General features: G+C 57.9%; 14 protein-coding genes. 11 read left to right on the forward strand and 3 right to left on the reverse strand.

The window, feature by feature from the left end; all coding sequences use genetic code 11:
• Nucleotides 1-30 precede the first annotated feature (30 nt).
• The 5 genes from HFD92_RS08740 (at nt 31) to HFD92_RS08760 (ending at nt 5,035) form a co-directional block, all read left to right on the forward strand.
• Entirely contained in the window at nt 31-396 is a 366-nt protein-coding gene (locus HFD92_RS08740; RefSeq protein ID WP_167428778.1) for a YkvA family protein, read from the forward strand.
• Between the two features lie 18 nt (nt 397-414).
• Nucleotides 415-1,281 (forward strand): DNA-binding transcriptional regulator YeiE, encoded by an 867-nt coding sequence (gene yieE / locus HFD92_RS08745; RefSeq protein ID WP_009089154.1) that lies wholly within the window; start codon nt 415-417, stop codon nt 1,279-1,281.
• A gap of 116 nt (nt 1,282-1,397) precedes the next feature.
• Nucleotides 1,398-2,864, forward strand: coding sequence for an amino acid permease (locus HFD92_RS08750; RefSeq protein WP_167428779.1), 1,467 nt, complete (start codon nt 1,398-1,400; stop codon nt 2,862-2,864).
• Nucleotides 2,865-3,170: 306 nt separating this feature from the next.
• Entirely contained in the window at nt 3,171-4,247 is a 1,077-nt protein-coding gene (locus HFD92_RS08755) for an iron ABC transporter permease (protein ID WP_140029052.1), read from the forward strand.
• Nucleotides 4,247-5,035, forward strand: a complete 789-nt coding sequence (locus tag HFD92_RS08760; protein ID WP_046102230.1) for an ABC transporter ATP-binding protein — start codon at nt 4,247-4,249, stop codon at nt 5,033-5,035. The genes HFD92_RS08755 and HFD92_RS08760 overlap by 1 nt, the downstream gene beginning before the upstream one ends.
• A 71-nt stretch (nt 5,036-5,106) precedes the next feature.
• Here the strand turns inward: HFD92_RS08760 and fghA are convergent, their stop codons facing one another.
• The 3 genes from fghA to HFD92_RS08775 all read right to left on the reverse strand — a co-directional run bounded on the left by fghA (nt 5,107) and on the right by HFD92_RS08775 (nt 8,089).
• Nucleotides 5,107-5,949: an S-formylglutathione hydrolase gene (fghA, locus tag HFD92_RS08765; protein WP_046102229.1), complete on the reverse strand. Its 843-nt coding sequence runs from the start codon at nt 5,947-5,949 to the stop codon at nt 5,107-5,109.
• Between the two features lie 12 nt (nt 5,950-5,961).
• On the reverse strand, nt 5,962-7,086 hold the full coding sequence (locus HFD92_RS08770) for an S-(hydroxymethyl)glutathione dehydrogenase/class III alcohol dehydrogenase (protein ID WP_009089162.1): 1,125 nt from the start codon (nt 7,084-7,086) through the stop codon (nt 5,962-5,964).
• 91 nt (nt 7,087-7,177) lie between these two features.
• On the reverse strand, nt 7,178-8,089 hold the full coding sequence (locus HFD92_RS08775) for a LysR family transcriptional regulator (protein WP_033736177.1): 912 nt from the start codon (nt 8,087-8,089) through the stop codon (nt 7,178-7,180).
• 117 nt (nt 8,090-8,206) lie between these two features.
• On the opposite strand from HFD92_RS08775, the gene HFD92_RS08780 reads away from it, so the two are divergent.
• The 6 genes from HFD92_RS08780 to mglA all read left to right on the forward strand — a co-directional run bounded on the left by HFD92_RS08780 (nt 8,207) and on the right by mglA (nt 15,415).
• Entirely contained in the window at nt 8,207-9,334 is a 1,128-nt protein-coding gene (locus tag HFD92_RS08780) for a YbfB/YjiJ family MFS transporter (protein WP_167428780.1), read from the forward strand.
• A gap of 124 nt (nt 9,335-9,458) precedes the next feature.
• On the forward strand, nt 9,459-10,124 hold the full coding sequence (gene folE, locus HFD92_RS08785; protein ID WP_009089168.1) for a GTP cyclohydrolase I FolE: 666 nt from the start codon (nt 9,459-9,461) through the stop codon (nt 10,122-10,124).
• A 50-nt stretch (nt 10,125-10,174) separates the two neighbouring features.
• On the forward strand, nt 10,175-11,335 hold the full coding sequence (gene yeiB, locus HFD92_RS08790; protein WP_167428781.1) for a DUF418 domain-containing protein YeiB: 1,161 nt from the start codon (nt 10,175-10,177) through the stop codon (nt 11,333-11,335).
• Between the two features lie 147 nt (nt 11,336-11,482).
• Complete coding sequence (galS, locus tag HFD92_RS08795; RefSeq protein WP_009089173.1) at nt 11,483-12,523, forward strand: HTH-type transcriptional regulator GalS; 1,041 nt, start codon at nt 11,483-11,485, stop codon at nt 12,521-12,523.
• A 307-nt stretch (nt 12,524-12,830) separates the two neighbouring features.
• The gene (gene mglB, locus HFD92_RS08800) at nt 12,831-13,826 is read left to right on the forward strand and encodes a galactose/glucose ABC transporter substrate-binding protein MglB (RefSeq protein ID WP_009089175.1); all 996 of its coding nucleotides are present in this window, start codon (nt 12,831-12,833) and stop codon (nt 13,824-13,826) included.
• A 68-nt stretch (nt 13,827-13,894) separates the two neighbouring features.
• The gene (mglA, locus tag HFD92_RS08805) at nt 13,895-15,415 is read left to right on the forward strand and encodes a galactose/methyl galactoside ABC transporter ATP-binding protein MglA (RefSeq protein ID WP_046102225.1); all 1,521 of its coding nucleotides are present in this window, start codon (nt 13,895-13,897) and stop codon (nt 15,413-15,415) included.
• Nucleotides 15,416-15,419 lie beyond the last annotated feature (4 nt).

Raw genomic sequence — 15,419 nt, forward strand, 5'->3', positions numbered from 1 at the left:
TCAACCGGAATAAACGATAAGGCCGACATTATGAGCGTTTTGCGTCTGCGCCGCTGGGCAACGCTGATCAAGAGGGATGTGCTGGTACTCTGGTTCGCCTTTCGCGACCCGCGCACGCCCTGGTGGAACAAGCTGGGCATGCTGGGCCTGGTCTCCTATGGCGTCAGCCCGATCGATTTCATCCCGGATGTGATCCCGTTTGTGGGACTGCTGGATGACGCGGTCATTATCCCGACCGGTGTTATGCTGCTGCTGCGCCTGCTGCCGCGTGAGGTGCGCATCAGCAGCAGCGAAAGGGCCGCATCCCGGCGTTCCCGCGGCAAAAAAATCGCAGGCTGGCTGGTGGTGGTGGGGCTGATCTGGCTGGCGCTGATCATCTATCTCGTCAGACATTAACAGACTTAAGGATCGACGATGCACATTACGCTGCGGCAAATCGAAGTCTTTACCGAAGTGCTCAAGAGTGGCTCGACGACCCAGGCGTCGCAGCTGCTGGCGCTGTCGCAGTCGGCGGTCAGCGCGGCGCTGGCCGATCTGGAGAGTCAGCTTGGGGTTCAGCTCTTTGATCGGGTCGGTAAACGACTGGTGCTGAACGAACATGGCCGCCTGCTTTATCCCCGCGCTGTAGGTCTGCTGGAGCAGGCGGGGGAGATTGAGCAGCTGTTCAAAGAGGACAACGGGGCCATCCGCATCTTCGCCAGCAGCACCATCGGTAACTATCTGCTGCCGGGCATGATGGCGGCCTGGCGACGCGATTTTCCCGGCCTGCCGCTGGAGCTGAGCGTGGGCAACAGTCAGGATGCGATTCAGGCGGTCTCCGACTTCCGCGTCGATGTCGGCCTGATTGAGGGGCCGTGCCATATGACTGAACTGGTCAGTGAACCCTGGCTGGAGGATGAGCTGGTAGTGTTTGCCGCGCCGGATGCGCCTGTTCTGCAGCAGCCGGTCACCCTGAAAACGCTGGCGGACGCCCCCTGGATCCTGCGTGAACGCGGCTCCGGCACCCGTGAAATCGTCGATTATCTGCTGCTGTCTCACCTGCCGAGCTTTCAGCTGGGGATGGAGCTTGGCAACTCTGAAGCGATTAAACATGCGGTGCGCCACGGCATGGGGATCAGCTGCCTGTCGCGCCGGGTGATCGCCGATCTGCTGGAGGCGGGAACGCTGATCGAACTGGCGATTCCGCTGCCGCGCCTGACCCGGACGCTCTATCGCATCCATCACCGGCAGAAGCATATTTCCAAAGCGCTGACGCGCTTTTTATCCTACTGCCGTGAGTGACCGCTAATAATTCGGGCGCGATCATGAACTTAACTAATAACAGCGTGGCTCCGCTATACAGAGGCGAGCTGGCTGCTACAATCTCGCCTCATTTTTACCCTTCGTAGCGTTTACACATGCATAATGACTCAAAAACAACACAACAACCTGCGTTACAGCGTGCACTAAAAGCACGTCATCTCACCATGATCGCCATCGGCGGCTCCATCGGAACCGGCCTGTTTGTCGCATCAGGTGCCACTATTGCTCAGGCCGGACCCGGCGGAGCACTTCTCTCCTATATGCTCATCGGTCTGATGGTCTATTTCCTGATGACCAGCCTGGGTGAACTGGCGGCATTTATGCCCGTGTCCGGGTCGTTTGCCACCTACGGCGCAAGATATGTCGAAGAGGGCTTTGGTTTCGCACTCGGCTGGAACTACTGGTACAACTGGGCGGTAACCATCGCGGTTGATCTGGTGGCGTCACAGCTGGTGATGAATTATTGGTTCCCCGACACGCCAGGCTGGATCTGGAGCGCGCTGTTCCTGGGCCTGATGTTCCTGCTCAACTACATCTCCGTCAAAGGCTTTGGTGAAGCGGAATACTGGTTCTCGCTGATCAAAGTGGCCACCGTGGTGATTTTTATCGTGGTTGGCGTGCTGATGATCACCGGCATTATGCGCGGTGCAGAACACGCGGGCTGGCATAACTGGCAGGTGGGCGAAGCGCCATTTGCGGGCGGTTTTGCGGCGATGATTGGCGTGGCGATGATTGTGGGATTCTCCTTCCAGGGCACCGAGCTGATCGGTATCGCGGCGGGCGAATCTGAAGATCCGGCCAAAAATATCCCGCGTGCGGTGCGGCAGATCTTCTGGCGTATCCTGCTGTTTTACGTCTTCGCGATTCTGATTATCAGCCTGATCCTGCCGTACACCGATCCCAAGCTGCTGCACAATGACATCAACGATATCAGCGTCAGTCCGTTCACCCTGGTGTTCCAGAATGCCGGTCTGCTGTCAGCGGCGGCGGTGATGAATGCGGTGATCCTGACGGCCGTGCTGTCAGCGGGTAACTCCGGTATGTACGCCTCAACCCGTATGCTTTACAACCTGGCCTGTGAAGGCAAAGCGCCGCGGATTTTCGCCAGACTCTCTAAAGGCGGCGTGCCGCGTAATGCACTCTGGGCGACGACGGTGGTGGCGGGACTCTGCTTCCTGACCTCGAAATTTGGCAATCAGGAGGTTTACCTCTGGTTGCTGAACACCTCAGGCATGACCGGTTTTATCGCCTGGCTCGGTATCGCGATCAGTCACTACCGCTTCCGTCGCGGCTATGTCGCTCAGGGACGTGACCTGAACGCGCTGCCTTACCGCTCCGGCTTTTTCCCGCTGGGTCCGATTTTCGCCTTTGTGCTCTGCCTGATCATCACGCTGGGTCAGAACTATCAGGCGTTTCTCAACGACACGATCGACTGGTACAGCGTAGCGGCCACCTACATCGGCCTTCCGCTGTTCCTGATCATCTGGTTCGGCTACAAGCTGACGCGCGGCAGCCGTTTCGTGAAGTACAGCGAGATGGAGTTCCCGGTTCATAAAGATTAGTTCTGTGCGCTGACTCCTGCGCACGGTGCCTGCCGCAGTTCTGGCAGGCCGCAGGAATCGTGAAGCGATGGGAGCCTGTGCCTGTAGCAAAGCATAGCGGGCCAGGGATGGTCCGCGCTGAGCCCGCCAGGGATGGCGGATTTTGCGTCTTTGCGAAAGGCACAGGCTCCCTGAGCCATTCTCCCGCCTGCAACACCGTTTTTTACCCTTTTTTCACGCCTCGCTTCCCATCACGAATTGATAATTATTATCACCTGCACTATTGTGGCTGCGTTTTCTGACAGGATAGCCACACAGGGTTAAAACATGACTACCGAAACTTCGCTGCTGGCGGGAGAAGAGACGCGTCAGCACAGCATGCATAGCTACCACCTGGTGCTGCGTCGCCGCGTCATCTGGATCGGCGTGCTGCTGCTGGCCATCATCGCCTCGCTGGTCCTCGACTTCACGCTGGGTCCGGCCGGACTCTCGCTGGAGACGCTGTGGAATACGCTGCTCAGTCCCGACAGCGTCGACGCCGGAACCCGCGTCATCGTCTGGGACATCCGTCTGCCTTATGCCCTGATGGCGATTGTGGTGGGCCTGTCGCTCGGCCTCGCGGGCGCAGAAATGCAGACCATTCTGAATAACCCGCTGGCCAGCCCCTTTACCCTCGGTGTCTCCTCGGCGGCGGCATTTGGTGCCGCGCTGGCTATCATCCTCGGCGTCGGCATCCCCGGCATTCCTGACCAGTGGTTGATCTCCGCCAACGCCTTCGTTTTTGCGCTGTTTGCCGCCCTGATGCTGGACGGCATCACCCGCTGGACCCAGGTCTCCTCGGCGGGCGTGGTGCTCTTCGGCATTGCACTGGTCTTTACCTTCAACGCGCTGGTCTCCATGATGCAGTTCATCGCCAGCGAAGATACCCTGCAGGGGCTGGTTTTCTGGACCATGGGCAGCCTGGCGCGCGCCTCCTGGGAGAAGCTGGGCGTCCTGACCGTGGCGCTGGCGATCCTGGTGCCGTTCTCCATGATGAGCAGCTGGAAGCTGACGGCGCTGCGGCTGGGTGAGGATCGGGCGGTCAGCTTTGGCATTGACGTGCGTCGTCTGCGTCTGGCGACGCTGCTGCGCATCAGTATTCTCTCGGCGCTGGCCGTGGCCTTTGTCGGCCCGATTGGCTTTATCGGCCTGGTCGCTCCCCATATTGCCCGCATGATGTTTGGTGAAGATCACCGCTTCTATCTGCCAGCCAGCGCGCTGGTCGGAGCCCTGGTGCTGTCGCTGGCCTCGGTCGCGTCGAAAAACCTGCTTCCGGGCGTGATCATCCCGGTCGGCATCGTCACCTCACTGATTGGCGTGCCGTTCTTCCTGAGTATTATTCTGCGTCACCGGGGGACAGTGTGATGGAACAGGGTCTGACGTTACGCGGCTTCAGTGCCGGTTACCCAAAACATAAGGTGATTGAGAATCTCAACGTGGCGCCGCTGCCGCGTGGGGAGATCACCGTGCTGCTGGGGCCCAACGGCTGCGGCAAATCGACACTGCTGCGGGCCCTGGCCGGACTGAACAAAGGGCAGGGCGAAATGTGGCTCAACGGCGAGGATCTTATGACTCAGCCGTTTGCCCGCCGGGCGAAGAACGTGGTCTATCTGCCGCAGTCCCTGCCTGCAGGCGTGCATCTGCATGTGCTGGAGTCGATCATTGTGGCACAGCGTGCCTCCGGCGGCCTGCACAGCGCCAGTAGCGAAGCCGAAATCATGCACCTGCTGGAGCAGCTGGGTATTGCCCATCTGGCGATGCGCTATCTCGACCAGCTCTCCGGCGGACAGAAGCAGTTAGTCGGGCTGGCACAGTCGCTGATCCGTCGCCCTGAGCTGCTGCTGCTGGATGAACCGCTGAGCGCGCTGGATCTCAACTACCAGTTTCATGTGATGGATCTGGTGCGGCGCGAAACCGCCCTGCGCAACATCGTCACGGTGGTGGTGGTGCATGATATCAATATTGCGCTGCGTCATGCGCAGCATGCGCTGATGCTGAAACAGGGGGCACTGGTGGCGCAGGGGCAGCCGGATAAGGTGATTACGCCCGCGACCCTGGCGAAAGTCTATGGCGTCGATGGACGAATCGAGCACTGCTCGCGCGGCATTCCGCAGGTGATGATTGACGGCCTGACCGGTCCGGCGCTGGTCTGACACAACAGCGGGTCGTTACCGGGCCGGCATCGTGCAAAAAAGTTCAGGGCCGCAGTTGCGGCCCTGATTTTTTACGCCAGAAGATGCTGCGCGTGGAAGCGCAGATGATCTTCCACAAAGCTGGCGATAAAGAAGTAGCTATGGTCATAGCCCGGCTGAATGCGCAGCGTCAGCGGGAATCCCACCTCACTGGCCACGCTTTCCAGCCGCTCCGGTTGCAGCTGGTCGGCCAGGAACTGATCGCTGTCGCCCTGGTCGATCAGGATTGGCAGACGATGCGCCACCTCCGCCATCAGCTGACAGCTGTCATATTCCCGCCAGGCCGCCGGGTCATCGCCCAGATAGGCCTGAAACGCTTTCTGACCCCACGGCACCTGCATCGGGTTTACAATCGGTGCGAAAGCCGACGCCGAAGCAAAGCGGTTGCCCAGACGCAGCGCCAGCATCAGCGCACCGTGTCCGCCCATGGAGTGACCCATGATTGACTGACGGTCGCTGACCTTAAAGTTATCCGCAATCAGCGCAGGTAACTCGCTGCTCAGGTAGTCGAACATGCGGAAATGCGCCGCCCAGGGCTGCTGGGTGGCATTGAGATAGAATCCCGCTCCCTGACCCAGATCGTAACCCTCATCGTTGGCTACCTCATCGCCGCGCGGGCTGGTGTCCGGCATAATCAGCACCAGCCCCAGTTCCGCCGCCACCCGCTGCGCGCCCGCTTTGGTCGTGAAGTTCTCGTCGTTGCAGGTCAGTCCGGCCAGAAACCAGACCACCGGTGGCGGCGCATCGCCCTGCGGTTCAGGCAGATAGATGCTGAAGGTCATCGGGCAGTTCAGCACGGCCGACGCATGACGCCAGCGCTGCTGCCAGCCGCCAAAAATACGGTGTTCTTCCAGTAGCTCCAGAGTGGATGCCATAACGCCTCCTGATTACCTGTTGAAATGCACAACCGAGCGGATCGATTTTCCTTCGTGCATTAAATCAAAGGCGTCGTTGATCTCTTCCAGCGGCATGGTGTGGGTGATGAAGTCGTTCAGGGCAAATTTACCGTCGAGGTAATCCTGCACGATACCCGGCAGCTGTGAGCGGCCTTTCACGCCACCGAAGGCGGAGCCGCGCCAGACGCGCCCGGTCACCAGCTGGAACGGACGGGTAGAGATCTCTTCACCGGCACCGGCTACACCGATAATCACGGACTCGCCCCAGCCTTTGTGGCAGCACTCCAGCGCGGAACGCATGACGTTGACGTTGCCGATACATTCAAAGGAGAAATCCACGCCGCCATCGGTCAGCTCAACAATCACCTCCTGAATCGGCTTATCGTAATCTTTCGGGTTGATCAGGTCAGTGGCACCCAGCTTGCGCGCCAGGTCGAATTTACTGGTATTGATGTCGATGGCGATGATGCGGCCGGCTTTCGCCATTTTGGCACCGATAACGGCCGACAGGCCAATGCCGCCGAGGCCGAAAATCGCCACGGTGTCGCCTTCTTTCACTTTGGCGGTGTTCATGACCGCGCCCATACCGGTGGTGACGCCACAACCCAGCAGGCACACTTCTTCCAGCGGCGCTTCTTTACTGATTTTAGCCAGTGAGATCTCCGGAACGACGGTGTACTCCGAGAAGGTCGAGGTGCCCATATAGTGGAAAATCGGTTTGCCATCTTTAAAGAAGCGGGTGGTGCCATCCGGCATCAGACCTTTGCCCTGGGTCGCACGGATCGCCTGACAGAGGTTGGTTTTACCCGACAGACAGTACTTACACTTGCCGCACTCCGGAGTGTAAAGCGGGATGACATGGTCACCCACTTCCACGCTGGTCACGCCTTCACCTACGGCTTCCACGATGCCGCCGCCTTCATGGCCCAGGATCGCCGGGAAGACGCCTTCCGGATCGGTGCCGGAGAGGGTGTAGGCATCGGTATGGCAGACGCCGGTCGCGACGATACGCACCAGGACTTCGCCTTTCTGCGGTGGCATCAAATCCACTTCTTCAATTTTCAGCGGTTCGCCAGCAGCCCAGGCAACGGCGGCACGGGTTTTGATCATTTTCATGCAATCCCTCTTCCAGTCAGATTGTGACGCACGGTGGCGCCAGGTGGTCGTGATTAATCAGAGCCAGGCTCTTAAACATAGCGCGGAACGCTTATTCCGCCGCCTGTAAGGGGTAGATCAGCTCATCATTGAGCGGCCGATCGTCAAATTTTTCGATAATCAGGTACTTCAGCGCCTCCACATTGGGAGTAAAGGCGTCCCGTCGCCACATAAGCCAGGTGGCCGTATTGCGATAAGCAGGGGGGAGGGTGTGCGCCTGCACCCGTGAACGGTCCGGCATCTGTTTCAGCACCGAGGCCGGGATCATGGCGACGCCCGCACCGCCCGCCACGCAGGCCAGCATGGCGTGATAGGACTGAATCTCCATCACATTGTCCGGCGCGGTCTGGCTGTCGCGATACCAGCTCTCCAGCTTAACGCGGTAGGAGCAGCTGTTGCGGAAAGCAAACAGGGTATCGTCCTGCACGTCGCGGGCGGTGGTGATAGGGGCATGATCCAGACCGGTAATCAGCACCATCTCCTCACGAAACGCGATGCAGCCGTTCAGGTCATCATGCGCCACCGGGCCATCCACCAGCGCAGCCGCCAGGGTGCCTTCACGCACCCGATCGATAATTTCGCCCGAGGTGCCGGTAATCAGCGAGAGGGCAACACCGGGAAAGCGCTGGTGATAGGCGGCCAGTAAACCGGGCAGGCGGGTGGCGGCGGTGCTCTCCATTGAGCCGAGCGCAAAGTTACCCGCCGGTTCACCGGTGCGGGTCATGCTCAGCGCTTCTTCACTCAGGGCCAGAATGCGCTGCGCATAATTGAGGAAGTTATGGCCCATCGGTGACAGGCGAATGCGCTGCTTCTCACGAATAAAGAGATCCACACCCAATTCTTCTTCCAGCTGACGCAGCCGCGTGGTGAGATTAGAGGGGACGCGATGCAGCTGTTCGGCGGCGCGTGCCAGGGAACCCGTTTCGGCGACGGAACAGAACATACGTAGTTGTACTAAATCCATATCTTCTCTTCCTGTAAACAAGTTGGTCATGATTATTCACTTTTCGTGAGTGTAAACATCCTGCAAGCTGTTAGCAAGTCAGAATAGATCCCAGCCCGAAACCACAGGAGTTCAGCCATGGCGTTACGCGTCGCGCTCAGCGCGTTTTTAACTTTGTTTGTCGCGATGGGTATTGGCCGGTTTGCCTTTACGCCACAGGTGCCACTGATGATTCAGGCGCACCAGCTGACCCTCACCAGCGCCAGCCTGGTGGCCGCACTCAATTATCTTGGCTATCTCTGTGGCTCGTTCGATGCCATGCGGGCGCATAAGCGGGTAGAGCTGCGCCTGACGGCGGGCATATGGGGCGCGGTGATCCTGACGCTGCTCTCGGCCTGGGCCAGCGGGCCGTGGCTGCACGGGGCCATTCGTTTCCTGATCGGCTGGGCCAGCGGCTGGGCGATGGTGCTGGTGGCCGCCTGGAGCAATGAACAGCTGCATCGTCATGGCCGGGCGGGGCTGTCGGCGGCCGTGTTTGCCGGGCCAGGCTGCGGCATCTTTGTCAGCGGCCTGCTGGGGGTGGCGCTGCACACGCTGCAGGTCTCTGCGGGGCTGGCCTGGGCCGCCTATGGCGCACTGGCGCTGCTGCTGGTGGCGCTGATTGCCCGTAATCTGCCCCGGCGTGGCGAGCTGCATCGCCCCGATCAGGCCCCGGAGCCGCTGGTGCTGGACCGCAACCTTAAACGGCTGGTGCTGAGCTACAGTCTGGCGGGCTTTGGCTATATCCTGCCTGCGACTTTCCTGTCGCAGATGGCTGCCGCGCGTTTTCCGGATGGCGCATTCGCCCAGTTTGTCTGGCCGATTTTTGGTGGCGCAGCGATGGTAGGGATCCTGCTGGGCATCCTCACGCGCAACCGGGGGCGCAGCCACGTCCGTCTGGCGCTGGTGCTCTGGGCGCAGGCGTTAGGAGTCTTTGCGGCGGCGCTGCTGCCGGGCTTCAGCGGCCTGCTGGTGGGCGCATTACTGGTCGGCGGCGGCTTTCTCAGCGTGGTGCAGCTGTCGCTGCTCTGCGCGCGTGAGCTGGCCCCCAGTCATCTGCGCTATATGGCTGGCCTGCTGACCACCGGCTATGCCGTGGGACAACTGGTGGGCCCGCTGCTCTCGTTTCTCTCCACCGCCTTTTTACACCGGCTGGAACCCGCCCTGTGGGTGGCTGGCGCGAGCCTCATCTGGGCGGGCCTGCTGGTCTGGCGGCGGAGCCGATAAACGCTTTCTTCACCAATCTGATTGATTGCTGGATTCCCCGCAAAGAAAGTTTCACAATACGCGCCTGATTACAGGGCCCGCCGCAACAGCCGACGGGCGCAACACCCAGCCGGAGAAGAGTACGATGAGCACCCTAAGTCAGGAAGCTGCCCTGGTTCATGAAGCGCTGCTGGCGCGTGGCCTGGAAACGCCATTACGCGCCCCGACACGCGACATTGATGACAACACGCGCAAGAGCCTGATTGCCGGGCACATGACCGAAATCATGCAGCTGCTGAATCTGGATCTTGAAGATGACAGCCTGATGGAAACCCCGCATCGCATCGCGAAGATGTATGTGGATGAGGTCTTTTCCGGTCTCGATTACGCCAACTTCCCGAAAATCACCGTCATTGAAAACAAGATGAAGGTGGATGAGATGGTGACCGTGCGTGACATCACCCTGACCAGCACCTGTGAACACCACTTTGTGATTATCGATGGTAAAGCGACCGTCGCCTATATTCCCAAAGATAAGGTAATTGGCCTGTCGAAAATTAACCGCATCGTGCAGTTCTTTGCACAGCGCCCGCAGGTGCAGGAGCGTCTGACACAGCAGGTACTGGTTGCCCTGCAGACCCTGCTTGGCACCAACAACGTGGCCGTTTCCATTGATGCGGTGCATTACTGCGTGAAAGCGCGCGGCGTGAAGGATGCCACCAGCGCGACCACCACCACCTCACTGGGCGGCCTGTTCAAGTCCAGTCAGAATACCCGCCAGGAATTTTTGCGCGCGGTACGTCATAGTTGAGTTAACGGCGGGCGCATAATGCTGCCCGCCTCAATGGGGCAGGGTGCCGCATGCAACGCTATCACGCGCTGGATTTTATTCGAGGCTGTGCCATTCTCGGCATTCTGCTGCTCAATATCGTCGGCTTTGGTCTGCCCTCTGCGGCCTACCTGAATCCGGCCTGGCAGGGGAGTGTCACCCTCGCTGACGCCTGGACATGGGCCCTCTCCGATACCTTTGCCCAGCTCAAATTCCTTACGCTGTTTGCGCTGCTGTTTGGTGCCGGTCTGCAGATGCAACTGCCGCGCGGCAGTCGCTGGCTGACTGCCCGGCTGTCACTGCTGGTGCTGATCGGTTTTCTGCACGGGGTGTTTCTCTGGGAGGGGGACATCCTGCTGGATTACGGCATCATCGGGCTGGTGGTGTGGCGGGTCGTGCGCGATGTCCCTTCCACCCGCAGCCTGATGAATACCGGTATTCTGCTTTACCTGGTGGGCTGCGGTGTGCTGCTGGTATTCGGCTCGATCTCCGATCCTGAGCCGACCCGCTCCTGGCTGCCCGGCGCGGCCGATCTGCAATATGAGCGCTACTGGAAACTGGCCGGCGGCTGGGAAGCGATTCAGAACCGGCTTGATCACCTCTCATCGGGACTGATGGCGCTGGCGGCGCAGTATGGCTGGCAGCTGGCGGGCCTGATGATGATCGGTGGAGCGCTGCTGCGCAGTGGCTGGCTGACGGGCCAGTTTCCCCTGCGGCACTACCGTCAGGCCGCCGTCGTGCTGCTGACGGCGGGATTCTCGATAGCGGGGGCCGGTGTCGCTGCGCAGTGGCTGTTACACTGGGAGTTCCGCTGGAGCGGCTTTTATCTGCAGACCCCGCGCGACCTCGCCAGCCCGCTGATCAGCCTGGGCTATGCGGCGCTCTGTCTGGCCTGGTGGCCGCAGATTTCACGCTGGCGGTTCAGTTATGCCATTCAGTGTGTCGGGCGCATGGCGCTGACCAACTACCTGATGCAGTCGCTGATCTGTACCACGCTGTTCTACCGCTTTGGCTTCTATATGCACTTTACCCGGCTGGAGCTGGTGCTGATGGTGCCTGCGGTCTGGCTTATCAATATCCTCTTTTCACTCATCTGGTTACATTTCTTCGCACAGGGCCCGCTGGAGTGGCTGTGGCGGCGGCTTACCCAGCTCTCAGCCGGAAAACCCCGCCTGTCCGACCACGCCAGATAATGACCGCCATCACAAAGGTTACAGAATTGTATGTAACCGTTTTCATTGATGTGACGCAATTCACGCTGCACATCGCCCGCCCCTGACAAAATAGCGCCGGTGTTCAACCCGGCGTGATGCCCTCTTTTTCCTTTCTGGAACTGCTGCATGATAACAATTCGTGATGTTGCCCGTCAGGCTGGCGTCTCAGTGGCGACCGTATCGCGCGTCCTCAATCAGAGCAGCGCCGTCACCTCTGATACCCGCGACGCTGTGTTACAGGCGGTTGAGGCGCTGGGGTATCGTCCTAACGCCAACGCGCAGGCGCTGGCGACTCAGGTCAGCGACACCATCGGGGTGGTGGTGATGGATGTTTCCGATCCCTTTTTTGGCGCACTGGTTAAAGCGGTGGATACCGTGGCGCAGCGCGTCCATAAGCATGTCCTCATCAGCAACTCCTGGCATCAGGAAGAGAAAGAGCGTCATGCCATTGAAGTGCTGATCCGCCAGCGTTGCAGCGCCCTGGTGGTGCACGCGAAAACGCTTTCAGACGCGGAGCTGGCTGACTTTATGCAGCATGTGCCGGGCATGGTTGTCATCAATCGCGTCATACCGGGATTTGAGCAGCGCAGCGTCAGTCTGGATAACGTCGCCGGTGCGCTGATGGCCTCCCGGACCCTGATACAACAGGGGCATAGCCGCATCGGCTATCTCTGTTCCAGTCATCCTATCGAAGATGTCGCCCAGCGCCGCGAAGGGTGGATGCAGGCGATGGCAGAGCAGGGCATCCGGCCGCATGAGAGCTGGATTGCCAGCGCAGAGCCCGACATGCAGGGCGGCGAAGCGGCGATGGTGGAGCTGCTGGGGCGCAATCTCAATCTCAGCGCGGTATTTGCTTACAACGACGGCATGGCAGCGGGCGCGCTCACGGCGCTGAAAGATAACGGCATTCAGGTGCCACAGCATTTTTCTGTCATTGGCTTTGATGACATCCCCATCTCGCGTTACACCGACCCCCAGCTTACCACTGTGCGTTATCCTATTGTTTCTATGGCAAAAATTGCGACAGAGCTGGCACTGCAGGGGGCGGCAGGCCTGCTGGATGACACCGCCACGCACATCTTTATGCCGACGCTGGTGCGGCGTCATTCAGTCGCGCAGCGGCAAAATGTGGAGTCCGTCACTAATTCAGGCGATTCAGCCATGTAACCGCTTTCAATCTGTGATTACATTCACAGTTAATTAACATTGCTCTCACTATGATGGCAGCGTCTTACCGGACTGAAACATTATGTAACGCCAGTGTAACGGCATCAGTTGTGGTCTCAGTAGCCGGTTAACGGGTTCATCCCCTCTTCACGGACGTGTTCAGGCACAGGGAAGTCAGGTTTTAGACGGCGTCAGCGGTAAGCGGCAAATTGCGCAGACTGCCCCGCCGATCTGTTTTACCGATTGCTTTCGCGCCACGTCGCGCGGCAGCGCTAAAAAGACCCTGCATAATAAAACCGGAGATACCATGAATAAGAAGGTTTTCACGCTTACCGCACTGGTTGCCAGCATGATGTTTGGTGCAACCGCTCACGCAGCTGACACCCGTATCGGCGTGACCATTTACAAATATGATGACAACTTCATGTCAATGGTGCGCAAAGACATTGAGAAAGAAGCGAAAACCCTTGGCGGCATTCAGCTGCTGATGAATGACTCGCAGAACGACCAGTCCAAACAGAACGACCAGGTTGACGTACTGATGGCAAAAGGCGTGAAAGCGCTGGCCATTAACCTGGTTGACCCGGCTGCTGCGGCCGTGGTGGTCGACAAAGCGCGCGCGAATGACGTGCCGGTGGTCTTCTTCAACAAAGAGCCTAACGCGAAAGTGCTGGCCGGTTATGACAAAGCCTACTATGTCGGGACCGACTCTAAAGAGTCCGGCATCATTCAGGGGCAGCTGATTGAGAAACACTGGAAAGCGACCCCGGCCTGGGATCTGAACAAAGATGGCACCATCCAGTTTGTGCTGCTGAAAGGTGAGCCAGGCCATCCTGATGCGGAAGCCCGTACCAAATATGTGATCGATACGCTGAACAAAGATGGTCTGAAAACCCAGCAGTTAGCGATGGATACGGCGATGTGGGATACCGCACAGGCTAAAGATAAGATGGATGCGTGGCTGTCAGGCCCGAACGCGAAGAAAATCGAAGTCGTGATTGCCAACAACGATGCGATGGCGATGGGTGCCGTTGAAGCGCTGAAAGCGCACAACATGACCTCTATCCCGGTCTTCGGCGTCGATGCCCTGCCGGAAGCGATGGCGCTGGTGAAATCGGGTGCCCTGGCCGGTACCGTGCTGAACGATGCGGAAAACCAGGCGAAAGCCACGCTGGATATCGCCAACAACCTGGCTAACGGCAAAGCCGCGACCGAAGGTACGAACTTCAAGATGGTGGATAAGATCGTCCGCGTACCTTACGTTCCGGTTGATAAAGAGAATCTGGCTCAGTTCCAGAAATAAGTTCGATTCCGGGCGCGACCCCTGTCGCGCCTTTTTTATGTCACCACCGTTTTTTAGCCAGGTAAAATATGGCCAGTGATAATACGACCGCGCAGCGAGAATATCTGCTGGAGATGAAGGATGTCTCAAAATCATTTCCCGGCGTTAAAGCGTTAGATAATGTGAATTTAAAAGTGCGGCCTCACTCTGTTCATGCGTTAATGGGCGAGAACGGTGCCGGTAAATCCACCTTATTAAAATGCCTGTTTGGTATTTATAAAAAAGATTCCGGCAGTATCCTGTTTCAGGGTAAAGAGATCGACTATAAAAGCTCCAAAGAGGCGCTGGAAAATGGCGTGTCGATGGTGCATCAGGAATTAAACCTGGTCCTGCAGCGCACCGTGATGGACAACATGTGGCTGGGGCGTTATCCGCGCAAAGGCTTCTTTGTCGATCAGGATAAGATGTATCAGGATACCAAAGCCATTTTTGACGAGCTGGATATCGATATCGATCCGCGCGACAAAGTGGCGAATTTGTCTGTGTCGCAGATGCAGATGATTGAAATTGCCAAAGCGTTCTCTTATGACGCAAAAATTGTGATTATGGATGAGCCGACCTCCTCATTAACGGAGAAAGAGGTTAATCACCTGTTCACGATTATTCGTAAGCTGAAAGATCGTGGCTGCGGCATCGTCTATATCTCTCATAAGATGGAAGAGATTTTCCAGCTGTGTGATGAGATTACGATTCTGCGTGACGGACAGTGGATTGCGACTCAGCCGCTGGAAGGGCTGGATATGGATAAGATCATCGCGATGATGGTCGGCCGTTCACTGAACCAGCGTTTCCCTGACCGTACTAACGTGCCGGGGGAAACCATTCTTGAGGTGCGGAATCTGACCTCTCTGCGTCAGCCTTCGATTCGTGACATCTCATTTGATCTGCGTAAAGGGGAGATCCTCGGCATCGCCGGGCTGGTGGGCGCCAAACGTACCGATATCGTCGAAACGCTGTTTGGCATTCGCGAAAAATCGGGCGGCACCATCAAACTGCATGGTAAACCGATTAATAACCACAGTGCGAATGAAGCGATTAATCACGGTTTCGCACTGGTGACGGAAGAGCGTCGCTCAACCGGTATTTATGCTTATCTGGATATCGGATTTAACTCCCTTATCTCGAATATTAAAAAATATAAAAGCAGTATGGGGCTGCTGGATAATAAACGCATGAAAAGTGACACCCAGTGGGTGATCGATTCCATGCGCGTAAAAACGCCGGGCCACCATACGCAGATTGGTTCGCTTTCGGGCGGTAATCAGCAAAAGGTGATTATTGGCCGCTGGTTATTGACCCAGCCTGAAATCCTGATGCTTGATGAACCAACACGCGGTATTGATGTTGGTGCAAAATTCGAAATTTACCAGCTGATTGCTGAGCTGGCGAAAAGAGAGAAGGGCATCATTATTATCTCATCCGAAATGCCGGAGCTGTTAGGCATTACCGATCGTATTCTGGTAATGAGTAATGGTCTGGTAGCAGGCATAGTTGATACCAAAACGACCACGCAGAACGAAATATTGCGTTTAGCGTCATTACACCTTTAATGAA

Source organism: Pantoea sp. EKM101V (assembly GCF_011800325.1).
Lineage (GTDB): Bacteria > Pseudomonadota > Gammaproteobacteria > Enterobacterales > Enterobacteriaceae > Pantoea > Pantoea anthophila.